We start from the raw sequence: 14,828 nt of genomic DNA, 5'->3' as shown, positions 1-14,828 counted from the left end.
ATCAGTAAAAAATTTCCCCCTGAGCTGCGCAAGAAAAGTCCCTCGCGCTGCGACGAGCAACGCCGTCAGCAGAATCGCCGCCATGGTGAAAGACACAAAGCGGGGATTGATATAGACGAGCAGTTTCCCGTCCAGTACAGCTTTAACAGGTATCCGGACAATGCGAGCATCAGCAAACCGCCCACCTGCCTGCGTTGAATCACGAACAGAAGGGCCTGTTGCATGCGCTCCATGCGCTCGGAAAAAAACATCTGCACCCTTCCTCCATTTCCTCTTGCCAGGTATCGATATTCGAAAAGCTTTGGTAAATGAAAAACCGGGCAAAAAGCCCGGCTCGTCAAGTCGAGAATCAGACCATATGTTTATCCCAAACCGCCCAGGTCGAAGCCCTTGCGCGCCGCCACCAAGCGGAGCGTGTACTCTCCGGCGGGGCTCATGGGCTGCTGGACCAACGGGGCCGCGCCATCACGGGTGAAGGGGACAGCCTTGCCGGCGAGGGCCGGCGGCAGGGCATCCTTCAAGGCCACCGACGCGGTCAGGCAGACGCTGTAGTCGGCCTTGTCCACAAAGAGTTCATAGCCGCGGATGGAGCTTTCCAGTCCCGAGAAAGCGCCCGGATCCGTTCCCGCCATCTCGGCAAGGCTGCGGGCAAGCCATTTGGCGAGGCTGAACTTGGGTGTGCCTGCTTGCAGGTCATCTTCCAACATCTCGCTGTACAAGGTGGCGCCCACCGGTTCCTGACCGCCGGGGACGAGCATCTCACTGCCGCCGTCGGCCACAGTCACCCAGGCATGGACCTTCAGTTCTGTCAAGAAGGCGTTGTAGCGGTTGACCTCGGTGGCCGTTCGGACGTTGAGCATCTCATGATTGGCGGCTAGCATTTCCTTGTAGACGGACCGGAAGACACGGTGGGTGAACTCGTCGGTGCGGAAAATCTGCAGTTCCAACGCGTTTTCACCGGCCCTGCCCGTCTTGCCGTAAGGGTTGATATGTAGGACGCCCAGCTTGAGCCGGTTGACAGGGATCTCGCCGGATGCCAGCCATTCCTTCGCTGCGATCAGGCGGTGATGGTTGATCCGCTCCACCAGGTCATAGATGCCGGAGCGCATGGGGATATCGGAGTAATAATGAAAACCGTCGAAGGACTTGTCTCGATGAAAGACGATGTCAGGGTTTTTGGCGCGGAAGTCTGCCTTTAGATCCTCCGGCACGTCGACGAAGAAGTCACGGTTTGCGTCGACGATATTGATATCGCCCAACTGATAATAAGGAACAGGCTGGGTCAGACTGAACAGGTTCCATTGCGCTTCCTTCGCCCGGACAGCGTCGACAAGGGAACCGGCCGGGGCGGCCTTTGCGGCTGCTGCCTGCGGCGCTTCTGAAGCGGCGGGTTTATCGGATCCGCCAAAGAGTTTGCTAAAAAATCCTGCCATACTTATCGCCTCACCTCTGCATTCATTATACTAAAGCCAAACCAAATTTCCACTCCTGTTGATTTTCCTTTGCATCAAAAACGAAAATACTGCTGCGATGGCACACCTTGGGATGAGCATCGTATTTTGCTGGATATGAAATAAAAGTGGTTGAGCGAAGCGCCTCAACCACTTTTTGCTGCCGAAAAGCTCTATATGACTTTTGAATACGACTGTACGCCCTTGACGGTTCGATAAGAGACGACTTCTGGAAAAACCGGCCGAATTACGAGAAGAGTTCTTTGTTGACCAAGTTGGTCGGGCGTCGTCCCTCCAGAACTGCCAGGATGTTCTCCACCGCCATCAAGCCCATCCGTGTCCGTGTTTCCACGGTGGCGCTGCCGATATGGGGGGCCACGACGACGTTGGGCAATTCCAGCAACGCTTCTTCCGGAGAGACGGGCTCTTCGGAGAAGACATCCAAACCGGCGCCGCCGATCACGCCTTGCTGCAAGGCATCTGTCAACGCCTCTTGGTCGACGACGTCGCCGCGAGCCGTGTTGATCAGGATCGCCGTCGGTTTCATCATGGCCAGCTCCTTGGCGCCGATCAGGTGGCGCGTCTCCATCGTCAGTGGCGTGTGAAGGGACACAAAGTCTGACTGGCGCAGCAGTTCTTCCAGGGAACAGTACTCGATGCCCAGTTCCGCCTCGGCTCTCTCGTTGCGGCGGCGGGCGGTGTAGAGAAGGCGCATGTTGAAGCCGCGCGCCCGGCGGGCCATCGCCTCGCCGATCCGGCCAAGGCCGACGATGCCCAATGTCGAACCGTACACATCGCGGCCCAGCAAGAGTTGCGGATGCCAGGCGATCCAGAAGCCGTCGCGGGTGAAGCGGTCAGCGGCGATCAGGTTGCGGGCCGTCGCCATCAGCAAGGCAAACGCCAGGTCAGCAGTAGCTTCTGTCAACACGTCGGGCGTATTGGTGACGGGGATCCGGCGCCGGGTCGCAGCGGCGATGTCGATGTTGTCGAAACCGACGGCGTAGTTGGCGATGACGCGCAGTTTTTTGCCGGCTTCGAGCACATCCTCGTCGATGCGGTCGGTGAGCATGCAGAGCAAGGCGTCGGCGTCGGCGACCATCCGCAGGAGTTCGCTTTTTTCCGGCGGCGGAAAGGCCGGCCAGAGGTCGAGGCGGGCAAACTCTTTGATCCGGTCGAGGGCCGGCTGAGGGATCTCCCGTGTGACGAGCACTTTCGGGCGCAGTGATGGGTTCATCGGGAGGCGCTCCTTTCTGCGTTCAAAGAAGAACGAACACTATGATCATACCGCCCCGGGAGAGACTTGTCGAGCCGGATCGACCAGACATGAAAAAGCCCGCTGAACGGACGCCAAAAGGGCGCAAAGGGGTCACGGGCCGCCCTGTGATGGGCAGCCTTGGGCGTCATGATCAGATCTCGATCCGGGGCGATTTCTCCGGGTTGATGCCGAAGGTCTCCGTGGCCACGCCGGCAGCGTCATGGCTGTCTTTTATCCGCCGTGGCTGACCGGCGAGGGGGACTTCCTTATCGGCTGGCGCCTTTTTTTCAGGCAAGACTTCTCACCTCCGGCCCTAGGTTGCCCCTCCCCGCCGGTCCGCTTTCGTCACGCCGCGCCAGGCGTCGGAAGGGACTTGTTTTTTCGCCAGGATGGTCGACAGGTAGGTCAGCTTCTGGCCGCGCAGCTTCTCCAGATCGGGCTCGATCAGTTCCCCGGACATGCCGCAACGGCTGATCAAGACGGCCTGGTTCTTAAAGCCGTACTGGCCCAGGAGGTCAATGATCCGGTTCAGGTTTTTATGCACCTTCAAAAGCACCACCGATTCGGACTTGCGGAGCGCCGCTTCAATGTTGGAGGCCTCATCATCGACGGGAATGATCGTGATCGACTCCTCTTCGTCGGCCAGGGGAAAACCGGCCCGGGCGGCAGCGGCCGTAAAGGAGACGACGCCGGGCACCGTCTCGACAGGGTAGTCCCGCTCTTCCAGCCGGCGGGCGATATGGACGTATTTGCTGTAGAGCATCGGATCGCCCCGGGAGATAAAGACGGTGATCTTGCCTGAATCCAGCAGTTCAATGATGGCCTGGCAGGCGGCGTCTACCTTTTCCTCATCATAGGCGCGAGGGATGGGGAGTTCAAAGACCTCGGCGCCAGGGGACAAGCGGTCGCGAACGATAGCGAGAGCGGCGCAGCCGGTCCCTTTTTTCTTCGAATAGGGGGCGATGATCGCATCAGCGGCGCCGAGCAAGCGAACCGCCTTCAAGGTCAGCAGTTCCGGATCACCCGGCCCGACGCCGACACCGTAGAACTTCCCTTTCATCTGCCTCGTCTCCTTTCAATCAAGCCAACAATGAAATGCTGCCGAATGATCCGCCTTGTTTCGCCCATGAGTCGAATCGAGTCTTGTCGTGATGGGTTGTTTTGCTTTCTATTATACTGATTATGCTGCCAGTACGGGACTTTTCGAGAGAAACTGGTATTTTTTTCACCAGGTCGGGGGATGGGGCTGCCTGCTTCCTAGAGGGCATAATAACCCAGGAGGTGATCGCGATGACGAAAGACAAGTCGCCGAAAGATGACCAACAACCCAAACCCACGGAGCAAACCAAGTTTCAAGCGCCGGGGGAGCCGCAGGTGCGCAACCTGCCGCAGAATAAGTAACCTGCCATCCACTCCGCAAGGGGTGGATGCTTTTTTAGTCGGCCACCAAGGGGCGCAGCCGGGCGTAATTCCGGTAAACACCGTCATCGAGAACGATGGCGCTTCCTTTTTTTCCGAATTCAGTGAGCAACTTTTCATAGGCGAGCAGTTCTTCTCCTGCGGGCGGCGCCTTCACATCGGCCCCGGTCGCCTTTACGGTCTTGGCTTCCTCCACAGTCTCCGCTTCCTCCACAGTCTCCGCCTCAACCGCTGTCTCAGCGTCGGCTGACGCCACGACAGGCAGCCATCCTGCCAGATGATCGCACCGGAGCCGCTCTAACGTATCCGCCCCAAAGCGTTGCAGGTAGACCAACGCCTGAAAGACCTTTCGGGGCGAAGAGGCGAAGAGCCAGTAGATGGGCCGCTTGCGATACGCCTTGGTGTGATCGGCATAGAATTCGCTGCGGAAATAGCGCCGCAAGCGCGCCTCCGCCGTCTCGCCGTTTTTGCGGCGTAGCGCGTCGGCCAGCCAGGTCAGGTTTTCTTCAGCCTGCCCTTCTCCGAAGACATGGGCGAGAAAAGACCTCAGCCAGCCAAAGGCATCGTTGCCGCCTCCCGAGGGGTCGTCGATCGGCAGGATGCCATCCGGCACAGGTCGGAAGGTTCCATAGACCCTCTCATCATAAACGCCGCCGGCGTAAACCAGACCGGGCCGGTCAGGGGAGTAGCGCCCGAGGATACAGCCGACCGCGTAGGACAGAAAAGACCGTGCGTCCCGCTCACGGTCTGCCCTGGCGAGGGTGATATCGACCGCATCGATGTGAGGGGACAGTTCCCCCTCCAGACCGTACAGTTGGAGGAACAGAGCGTTGATGTTTTCCTCGTTGGCGAGCATCCGGCGAAATCGCCCTTCCGAAACCTCCCGCCACCGGGTATAGGCGGCGTCGAGGGTCGCAGCACCCCGCCGGTGACGCAAAAAAGGATGGCTGGCAAAGCGCCAGGAGTGCTCTCGCTCGTCCCAGTCCTCCCGGGCCAGCCGGACATTTTCCCCGGCCAATCGCTCGATCGCCTGCCGCCGTGGCTCCTTCGGCGAGCAGGCCGGGACGGGGAGCGAGGCGATGTTGCCGACCTGGAAGTTGAGGGTCGGGTTCAAGACCTTCATCAGGTAGAAGGACAGTTTGCTGCACAAGAAGGCGAGCAGGAAGAGGCGGTCGGCATCTTCTGGGAAGAGGGACGATCCGCCCACATCGAAGATGAATCCCTGCGGTGTGTAGCGGACGCCGAATTTGGAAGAACTGACGAAGGACCAGGTGATCCCTTCCCGAAAGTAATCGTCGCGGTTGCGAACCACCGACGGCCCATGCGCTCGCACCGCCTGGCCGTCGTCAGCCCAGTCGATGACATACTCCTGGTTCCCGTACCACTTACGGTAACGGCCACCCTTGTTGTAAGGGATCCAGCGACACCCTGAGGCTAGCGCCTCGGCCGCTCCCGCCAGGTCAAAGCCGATGTCAGCAAAGGAGACCTCGTGCCAGAGCCGGAGGAAGCGGTCATTGTCGGCGGTGGCCAGCCCTTGCCGCGGCTCGGCGAGGCTGCGCAAGGGCGGGTTATCGATAAACACCTGGCGCACGCTCTCCGGGATCCAATAGGCGATAGGCGCGCCGGCGATGGCGAGAAAGGCGTCGCCGCCCCGGTGGAGATAGCGCTTACCGGCAGGCGGAAACGGCCTGGGCCTGTCTCCTTCCAGGTCGGCAGGCGCCACATGGACAAAGGTCCCTGCCGACCTGTGATCTCCCTTGCGCAGCACCGTCGCTGCAGCGCCGAAGGCGATGCCCATGACCATGTTGGCCATGTGGACCATGGCCACTACGCCGTACTCCCGGAGCAGATGTCGCCGGTATTCCTCATAGGTGGTCAGGAACATCCAGGACTGCATAGTGACGGTCACATGATAGCCCCCCTCGGCGACGAGGGACTCCATCCGTTCCATGAAGGCGGCGAAGAGGTCGCCCTTTGTCCGGGGATAATGGCGGCGGACAAAATCGCGCAGTTCGGGGTTCATGTTGCGGATGCCCATATAGGGCGGGTTGGTGATCACCACATCATAGGTCTCCGTGAGCAGACGGGCCTGGCGCAACACCTTCCGCACCCGGAGCAGGTCTGCGGCAGTCAATGCGGTGGTTCCAATCGCATTCAGCCGTTCTTCCCAATCGTCAAAATCGATCTTGGCTGGACGCAACAGCGAGCCGAAGTGGCTGGCCTCTGCAAAGAGCGAAAGGAGCGAAGCCAGCCGCTCCCTGTCTGCTTCTGTTCTGGCGATGGAGCGGGCGACAGCCGGGATATCCATCCTCCTCGTTTCCTGTAGCGCATAGATCCCCATATTGGGCGGTTTGCGGAAAACCTGTTCCGTTCGCTCTCTCGCTTTCATGAGCAAGGCGAAAGCGGCCAACCGGGCGGCCCGTTCATCTACGTCAAGGCCCACCAGATTTTTCTCCAAAATGAGCGGCCCATAGATTTCCGGGGAGATGCCCCGGCTCTCATAGACGTCAGCCAGCAGATCAAAGGCGTAGACGAGGATGTGACCGGAACCGCAGGCCGGATCGAGCAGCCGGATGGCCGCAAGATCGGTGAACCCCGGCGTTCCCGCCCTCGCAGTTCCCTCTGCGGCTCCCTCCGCAGCCCCCTTTGCCGTCGTCATCGCCGATGACGGCAAAGACGCCCCTTCGTCCTCCCCAGGCAGATAATAGCGCCAACGACTTGCCGCCTCCCCGCGGGGCCAACCTTGCGCCACGATCCGCCCCAGCGAATTCTCGACCATGAACCGCACGATCCAGTGGGGCGTAAACAACTGCGTCGCTGCTGGGATATCGGCTTCAGCGATCTTCCGGACCGCCGGCTGGGTGAAGACTTGGTCTTTTTTTTCTGCCCAGTAGTACTGGTGCAGCCACCCCAGGATCTCCACATGACGAACATCTTCTTCCTGAATCTCGTCAGCGAGGCGGCGGGCAAAACCGTCCGCTTCGAAGATTTCCACCGGCAGCCACTGTTCCGTCCAGGGCGGGCATGGATCTGCAAAGAGGTCGGTAAGCGATTGCAGTTCCCGGCAGTGCTCGATCAGGCGCTGCCGGTGAATGCCTTGTCCGATCGGCGCCCCTTCCAGATACCCCTTCGCCTCCATAAAACGCAAGGCGATGAGGCGAATAAACCAGGTGTAAGCGACGGTTTCGACGACATCCCCATCGACTTCGGTTGCGCCGGAACGTAAAGCTGATTGCGCCACCAGGCGGACGAGCTCCGCCCGGGCGCGGACAGCGAAATTTTTGATGGCCCCTCTGTTCATCGTCGCCCCCACCCTATTCCCCTGCATTTTTTATCGAAAACAAGCTTGCCCCCGTGAAAAACCGAATGGTCTTTCCGGGGGCCTTTGTGCCGTTACCGTCTCTTCCTGTCCAAGGCCACCACTTTTTTCTGGGCTTCCTCGTCGCCCTGGGCAGCCGCTTTCCGATACCACGCTAACGCTTCGGCCCGGTCCTGTCGGACGCCTTGTCCTTCCTCATACATAAAAGCCAGGTTAAACTGGGCGTCCAGATGGCCCTGTTCGGCTGCCTGGCGATACCAGCGCACCGCCTCGGCGTCGTCCTTTTCCACGCCCTGGCCGAGGGCGTAGATGAGGCCCAACTCGAACTGGGCGTCGGCCTCCTCCTGGTCGGCGGCTTTGCGATACCACGCCAACGCCTGGCTGTCATCGCGTTCGACACCGCGTCCCTCAGCAAACATCCGCGCCAGGTACAGTTGAGCCTCCGCGATCCCCTGGGTCGCTGCCTTTTCATACCAGCGGGCCGCTTCCGCCTCATCGGGAGAGACGCCGGTTCCCTCCTCATAGAGGGCGCCCAGGCTGAGTTGGGCCGCTCCGTGCCCCTGCGCGGCGGCACGGGCGAACCAGGCTACGGCCTCCTTGGCGCTCTGGGGGACTCCCCGGCCTTCCTCACAGCGGAGCGCCCACTGGTACTGGGCTTCCGCGTCGCCGCCTTCGGCCAATTGGCGGAGCGCCACGAGATCGGGATCATGGAAGGAGGGTTTTTCCTTCTCCATCTTCAAGGGCGATCACCTCGGTTTCATCATGTGCTGCTTCATCTACTTCTATTTCATGCAAAAGCCGTCATTTTCCTTCAACCGACCAATCCTATCGTTCAATTAACCGCCTGATCGGAGGGGATATTTTCCTCAAAGAGAACCCTTCATTCCATTTGACTTCGGCAGTTCGGGCAACACCGCCCAGAGCGCCTCCCGGTACTCGTCAAACTCCATTCTTAGCTGCTCGATCTTCCGGTCCCCATCGTCAAAACGGCCCTCATGGCCCATTTTTTCCAGTTCAAGGCTGAGTAGCGAGAACCGCTTGGCGCCGAAGTTGGCGCCGACCGACTTTAAGCTGTGGGCGGCGATGACGAACTTCTCCTTATCCCTCCTCTGCCAGCCTTCTTCTAGATTCCGAAACAACTCGTCGATATTGTGGAAGAACATTTCAAAAAGCTGGCTCAATGCGCCAGGATCCCTCGGATCTACCCAATCGGTGCGGATCTCGTCGAGCATGACCATGTCAAGGGTCTGGGCGTCTCCTGTGCTCCTGGCGAAAGCGGCATCCCCCTGGTGGGCAGTGTCGTTCGCTGAGGCGTCCATGCGATTCCCCTCGGAAGGGATGGTCGTTCCCGCCTCTTCCGCATCTGCCCTTGCCTCTGTGACCGTCGTGGTTGGCCTTTCATCGGTGGTGGCATCTGCCGCTGCTGCAGTTTCCGCCGCCGCAACAGTTAGCGGTTCCGTCTCAAGGGGCAACCACTGGCGGAGGATCCGCCACAGGTCATCTCTTTTAAAGGGCTTGCTGATGTAGTCATCCATTCCGGCGGCAAGGCACTCCTCGCGGTCACCCAGCATGGCCCGGGCTGTCAAGGCAACGATGGGCCGATGGGCGCCGGTCTTCCGCTCCTCTTCCCGGATCGCCCGGGTGGCCTGATAACCGTCCATCACCGGCATATGGCAGTCCATCAGGATCAGCCGGTAGTCTCTTGCAGCGGCGGCTTCCACCGCTTCCAACCCGTTTTCAGCCACATCGGTCGTCACCCCAAACTTTTTCAGCAGATTGATGGCGAGTTTCTGGTTGATCGGGTTGTCCTCCACCAGGAGGACCGGTCCCTCGAATTGGACCGGGAAAACCATCTGGGCCTTATCGCCTGTGATGGCGGCATCGCTGCGACCTGCTGCCTCCCCGTTCCAATCGTCCACCACCAACGCCTCGGCGCGTTCAAGAGGAACAGCGAACCAGAAGGTGGAGCCTTTCCCCGGTTCGCTGATAAGGCCGATCTTACCGTTCATCAGTTCGACAAGGCGTTTCGAAATGGCCAAACCCAACCCCGTGCCCTCATAGCTGCGGGTGCTCGAACCGTCGGCCTGGCTGAAGGGCTGAAACAGTTTTCCTTGGTCAGCTCGTTCGATGCCGATGCCTGTATCTTTCACCTCAAAACGCAGCGTCCAGCGCTTCTCCTCTTTTCGCTCGGGAAAGACACGAAGGTGAATCTCCCCTTTGTCGGTAAACTTGATGGCATTCCCCAGCAGGTTGAAGAGGACCTGCTGGATCCGCACCGGATCGCCCCAGAAAGCGACAGGGATTTCCGGCGCCAGGGACCCCCAGAGGAGTAGGCCTTTTTCGCTGGCCCGAGGAGAAAGGGTCTTCTCCACTTGCCGGACGGCAAGGGGCAGATCAAAGGGACGGCGCTCCAACTCCAGCTTGCCGGCCTCCGCCTTGGAAAAGTCGAGGATGTCATTGATGACGTTCAAGAGCAGTTGGGCCGAGAACTGGACCGTCGCCACATAGTCGCGTTGGGTTTCGTCAAGTCGCGTGTCAAGAAGCAGTTCGGTCATGCCGATGACGCCGTTCATGGGCGTCCGGATCTCGTGGCTCATGGAAGCGAGGAATTCGCTCTTGGCCCGGTTAGCCGCCTCTGCCGCCTCCTTGGCCTGGATCAGTTCGGTCCGGGCCTGTTCCCGCTCTTTGATCTCCTCGGCAAGCTGATGATTCGTCCGGGACAGGTCATGGGCCATCCGCTTCAATTTTTCATTCGATTGGTTCAACCGAAAAAAAAGCAGATTATAGGGTTCTTTCAGGCTCGTCTCGACGATGGCTTTGTAGAGGTTGTAATAGGCGGCCAGTTTGAACAGGTGGCCGAGAAAGTTTGCGAAGGCGTACATCTCCGTATAGGAGGTGAAACAGAGTTCGGTGCCGACGGAGAGGGAGAAAAAGGCGGTGAGGTAGCGATACACCTTGGGATGAAAATCGTCGCGTTGCGTCCGCAGCAGATAGATGGAGACGACCATGATCCCTGAGATCACATATTCGCTGATCTTCTTAAAGGGCGTCAGACCCTGACCGTCGATGAAGCAGACCGGGAAGTTATTCCAGACAAAGACGGAGAGCAGGAAGAAAACAGAAAGGCCGGCATAGATCACAAAGATGCTCGCCGGTTTCGGTTTGCGGTGAAGGAAGAAGATGGAGAGCAGCATGGCTGTGCTCTCCAGGTAACGGGCGATCAGCCACATCTGGGGCGCCAGGTTGGTGCCATAGGACGGAAAGATCCCCATTCCCTGATAGGCCAGGGTATGCAGCATGTCGAAAAGTGCCGCCGAAGAACAGGCGATCCCCAGGTAGAGAAAGAAGCTGTTGGACGCGAGAGCAAAGGTGTTGATGACCAGGATCAGCACGACGGCGCTGATGCAAATCGTGACGAATTCCGCAAAGGTGTGAAAGAGCGGGTAACTGATTTTACTGAGACCATAGGCGCCGAGAAACAGGGCCATCCCGAAAAAGACGGCCAAGCCATCGCTCCATGGGCGGTTCTCGGTCATCGGCTGCATCCACTGCACAGAAGTCCCTCCCCTTTCCACGTCCCCCTGCTTCAAATGCTTGTTAATATCGATGCCTTTTTCTAGGGACTGTTTGATGCCTTTTTCGGATGAAATACCATGGTTTGTTCTTTCGGGGTGCCTTGTACTTATTGTAACGAAACCAAGGTCGCCTTCATAGAGAAAAGAGGTGAACAAGCTGAACCGGGCAGATTGAAAGGGTGATCCGGCAACAGGTTCTGTTCGAAAGATACGGAAAACAACCATGGAAAAAGCGCCCGGAAACAGCAAAGTCGCCCCTCCCTTGCAGACATGGGTGGGCGACTTATTGCATGAGTCGATTTCATTGAATCTTCCTGGGGTACCTTCTCTCACACGCCTGTTCTGTTACTTTAGCTGCAGGAGCGCCACAGCGACGATCGCCAGCAGGAGTGACCCCATCACAGCCATATCGACGGCGCCCGGCTTTTCAGAACGGTAGTAAGTCCGGCCCGGCAGGCCGAAACCGCGCGTTTCCATGGCCATGGCCATCCGTTCGGCTCGCTGAAGCGACAGGTTGACCAAGGGCAGGGCCAGCGGGAACATCGCCTTCAGCCGGGCCAGCGAACCGACGCCAAAGTGGTGGGCCCGCGCCTCCTGAGCCTCACGGATCAGGCGCACCTCTTCCAAGAAGGTGGGGATAAAGCGCAGCGAGGTGATGAACAAAAAGGCGTAGTCATAAGGGACCCTCAGGTATTCCACCAGTGCGAGCACGGTGCTGCGCATGGGTGTTGTCAAGAGGAACAGCAGAAAGCTGGTGACGATGGTGACCATGCGCAGGGCCATCGATATTCCAAAGAGCAACCCCGCGTCGGTGATCGTCAGCCAGGAGACGCCGGCGATGGGGCCGATGAGCACTTCGCCTTCGGTGAAGAAAAAGATCTGCAAGAGGATCAGGATGAGGGCCACCTTGAAGAGCCCTTTGACGGCGGCGAGCGTTTCGCGGCCAACGCCGGCGACGGCGGAGAAGCCTAGCAGGGAGAGAAAGAGCAGCGACAGGGACAAGGGATCGCGAAGCAGCAGGCTGATCGTGAGCACCGCCAGGGCGGCGGAGAGCTTGGTTAAGGCATGGAGTCGGTGCACTGGCGATGAGCTCGGGACATACTCGATCGTCACTGACATGCGGCCACCCTCCCCATCATCGTTTCCGGATCGTTCCGGCGTTCTTTCGCCAGGGCGGCCACGGCGGCGGCAAGGGCATCCACCGAGTCGACCCCGGCAGGGATGCCGAAGGGCGCCAACCGGCGAGCCAACTCCGCTGCCAGCGGCAACCGCAATCCTGCCGATTGCAAGGCCGCCTCATGGCGAAACAACTCCGCCGGCGGGGCATCCAGGGCGATCTGTCCATTGTCCAGCACGAGCACCCGGTGGGCGTACTCGTGGACCAGGTCCATGTCATGGGTGATGAAGAGCACGGCGTGGCCGCGCCGGTTCAAGTCGCGCAAGATCGCCATGATCTGGCGGGCCTCCCGGTAATCCTGCCCTCCAGTCGGTTCATCGACGATGATCACCGGCGTCTCCATGGCCAGCACAGCGGCAAGAGCTGCGCGCTTGCGCTGGCCCCGACTCAAGGAGGCCGGGTCACTGTCCCGCATCCCCTCCAAGTCGACGGCGTACAAGGCCGTCTCCACCCGGGCGTTGACATCAGCGCCGGTCAGGCCGAGGTTACGGGGGCCGAAGGCCACTTCGTCGAAGAGGGTCTCATGAAAGATCATATGATCGGGGTTTTGAAAAACATAGCCCACCGTCCGAGCCAGGTGAGCGACGGAGACCTTGCGGGTGTCCTGGCCGTCGACGAGGACCGTCCCGGTTGTCGGCTTCAGGAGGCCGTTGAAATGCTTTGTCAGCGTCGTCTTCCCGGCGCCGTTGCGCCCGATGAGGGCGAGCATCTCACCGGCGCCGATGGTCACGTCGACGCCCTGCAATGCCTCCCGACCGGAGCGATAGGCGTGGCGAAGCGACCGCGCCTCGATGAGAACCTTACCGTGGTCCTTTCCGAGGTCCTTCCCCACTGCCCCTTGATTGTGATGGGCCTTCTCGCCGCTTCCTTTGCCGCCGCGTATGAGATCCATCGGCTTTTCCTCCCCAGTCATCGCTTTCATCGTCTACACATCAGGCATCCGGTTGCTAAAACTCCGCTCAACACCATTCCTTAATAACGGCAAAAAAGACAGGCTTTTTCTTACGACTCCGATAACTCCTGGTCAAACAATTGTCGGCTCAGTTGAAAAGCCTCCTCTATCGTCAAAGGAAGAGGCGGCGCGCCGGGCGAATTGAACGGCGGAATCAGCCCCTCCCGGACGAGCGCCTGGCCTAGGCGAACGGGCGCCGGGCTCTCGATGCCCAGTTTCTCGAAGACGCTACCATGGAGCAGCGCCTCCCGGGGTGATCCTTGCAGGACGACACGCCCCCGGTCGAGGAGGATGAGCCGGTCGCAGACCTGCGCTAGCTGGCTCACCTTCTGTTCAGCAATGATCACCGTGATCCCTTGTCGACGGTTCAATTCGGCAAGGACCTTCAAGACCGCTTCCGTCCCGTCGGGGTCCAATTCTGACGTGGGCTCATCCAGGACGAGGATGGACGGGGCCAGCGCCAGGGCGGCGGCGATGGCTACCCGTTGTTTCTGCCCACCGGACAGACCGTTCGTGGGCCGATGGCGCAGTTCGGTGATGCCGCAAGCGGACAGGGCGTTGACGATGCGCCCTTCCATTTCCGCAGGAGCGACGCCGGTGTTCTCAAGGGCGAAGGCGATCTCTTCCTCAACAATAGGCGATACGATCTGCCCTTCCGGGTCGTCAAAGACGCTGCCGATCAGGCGGGCCAGGTGGGCCGGCACGATACGGGCCACTTGCAGGCGACCCTTCCCTTCCGGTTCGATGCAGACCTGCCCCTGCTGGCTGCCCGGCTGAAAGTGGGGGATGACGCCGTTGATGCAACGGAGCAGGGTGCTTTTCCCCGCCCCTGTCGCACCGGTGACGACGACAAACTCGCCCGGTTGGATCGACAGGTTCACTTCAAACAGCGACGGAGAGGCGGCCTCAGGGTATTGAAAGGATAAGTTTTCAATTTTAATGGCCGGCACTAGCGACGCCTCCCCGATGATTTACTGCTTTGCTAAACCTGGAGTCGGTAATGCTTCCGTTTCTCAGGCATGGAATGATTACAGCCGCAGGAACTTCTTCGCCGGCAGGTAGACGGCTTGGGCAATCACCGCATTGAAAGCGGTCACCGGGAGAACGACGCCGATCAGCGCCCCCTTGGCAACCTCTGCCGGAAGACCCAGGGCCATTTTATTGATCAGCACGTAGAGGGAACCGCTGACCAGGGTGCCGATGACAGTGGCGACAAGGGGCTTGATGGAAAAACGGCCGATGGTCAGGTCGGAGAGCGTAGCGACGATCATGGCGCAGGCCAGAGCGCCAGCCGGTTCCGTGATCAGGTTGATGTAAGGAATAGGTGACTTGGAAGTGACCATGCTGAGGGCGCCGCCGACGATGCCAATGGCCAGGGCTTCACCGAGTTTGGGTCGGACCAGGACAATGGACAGGCAGTACATGGCGATGACAAAGTTGGGCGTGATGCCGAAGATGGGCGGCGCAACCATGCGCAGGACGGCGCCGATGGCGATGAGCATGGCCACGACAGCCAGTTGTTTCGTCCGTCCGGCGTTGCGGCCTGTCTGGACGTATTCGGCTTCACTAGTTACGGATACGGGAAGATTGTCTCCGTTCATTTGCGTACCCCTCCTGGTTTTTGATTCATTTGATTGATGTCGTTACGGGATGACTGTTCCCTGTCGCTTTGACCGGCTT

At 59.5% G+C, this 14,828-nt stretch carries 11 protein-coding genes; all 11 read right to left on the bottom strand.

What is annotated here, in order from left to right:
• Positions 1–362: 362 nt before the first annotated feature.
• On the bottom strand, positions 363–1,433 hold the full coding sequence (locus tag AC0CW1_RS12405) for a hypothetical protein (protein WP_488183343.1): 1,071 nt from the start codon (positions 1,431–1,433) through the stop codon (positions 363–365).
• Between the two features lie 265 nt (positions 1,434–1,698).
• Positions 1,699–2,685 carry a 2-hydroxyacid dehydrogenase gene (locus tag AC0CW1_RS12400; RefSeq protein ID WP_488183342.1) on the bottom strand — a complete coding sequence of 329 codons (987 nt, stop codon included), beginning with the start codon at positions 2,683–2,685 and terminating at the stop codon, positions 1,699–1,701.
• 172 nt (positions 2,686–2,857) lie between these two features.
• On the bottom strand, positions 2,858–3,001 hold the full coding sequence (locus tag AC0CW1_RS12395) for a hypothetical protein (protein WP_488183341.1): 144 nt from the start codon (positions 2,999–3,001) through the stop codon (positions 2,858–2,860).
• 18 nt (positions 3,002–3,019) lie between these two features.
• Positions 3,020–3,766: a precorrin-2 C(20)-methyltransferase gene (cobI, locus tag AC0CW1_RS12390; protein ID WP_488183340.1), complete on the bottom strand. Its 747-nt coding sequence runs from the start codon at positions 3,764–3,766 to the stop codon at positions 3,020–3,022.
• A 375-nt stretch (positions 3,767–4,141) separates the two neighbouring features.
• Positions 4,142–7,426: a BREX-1 system adenine-specific DNA-methyltransferase PglX gene (gene pglX, locus AC0CW1_RS12385; protein WP_488183339.1), complete on the bottom strand. Its 3,285-nt coding sequence runs from the start codon at positions 7,424–7,426 to the stop codon at positions 4,142–4,144.
• Positions 7,427–7,518: 92 nt separating this feature from the next.
• Entirely contained in the window at positions 7,519–8,178 is a 660-nt protein-coding gene (locus tag AC0CW1_RS12380) for a tetratricopeptide repeat protein (protein WP_488183338.1), read from the bottom strand.
• Between the two features lie 132 nt (positions 8,179–8,310).
• Positions 8,311–10,989: an MASE3 domain-containing protein gene (locus tag AC0CW1_RS12375; protein ID WP_488184150.1), complete on the bottom strand. Its 2,679-nt coding sequence runs from the start codon at positions 10,987–10,989 to the stop codon at positions 8,311–8,313.
• Positions 10,990–11,364: 375 nt separating this feature from the next.
• Positions 11,365–12,138, bottom strand: a complete 774-nt coding sequence (locus AC0CW1_RS12370; protein ID WP_488183337.1) for an energy-coupling factor transporter transmembrane component T family protein — start codon at positions 12,136–12,138, stop codon at positions 11,365–11,367.
• Positions 12,129–13,088 carry an energy-coupling factor ABC transporter ATP-binding protein gene (locus tag AC0CW1_RS12365; RefSeq protein ID WP_488183336.1) on the bottom strand — a complete coding sequence of 320 codons (960 nt, stop codon included), beginning with the start codon at positions 13,086–13,088 and terminating at the stop codon, positions 12,129–12,131. The genes AC0CW1_RS12370 and AC0CW1_RS12365 overlap by 10 nt, the downstream gene beginning before the upstream one ends.
• A gap of 110 nt (positions 13,089–13,198) precedes the next feature.
• Positions 13,199–14,098, bottom strand: coding sequence for an energy-coupling factor ABC transporter ATP-binding protein (locus AC0CW1_RS12360; protein WP_488183335.1), 900 nt, complete (start codon positions 14,096–14,098; stop codon positions 13,199–13,201).
• A 78-nt stretch (positions 14,099–14,176) separates the two neighbouring features.
• Positions 14,177–14,749: a tryptophan transporter gene (locus tag AC0CW1_RS12355; RefSeq protein WP_488183334.1), complete on the bottom strand. Its 573-nt coding sequence runs from the start codon at positions 14,747–14,749 to the stop codon at positions 14,177–14,179.
• Between the last annotated feature and the right edge of the window lie 79 nt (positions 14,750–14,828).

This window comes from Heliomicrobium sulfidophilum, assembly GCF_057715735.1.
Note: the sequence above shows the minus strand (reverse complement) of the source record. Positions and strands in the feature narration are given on the sequence as shown.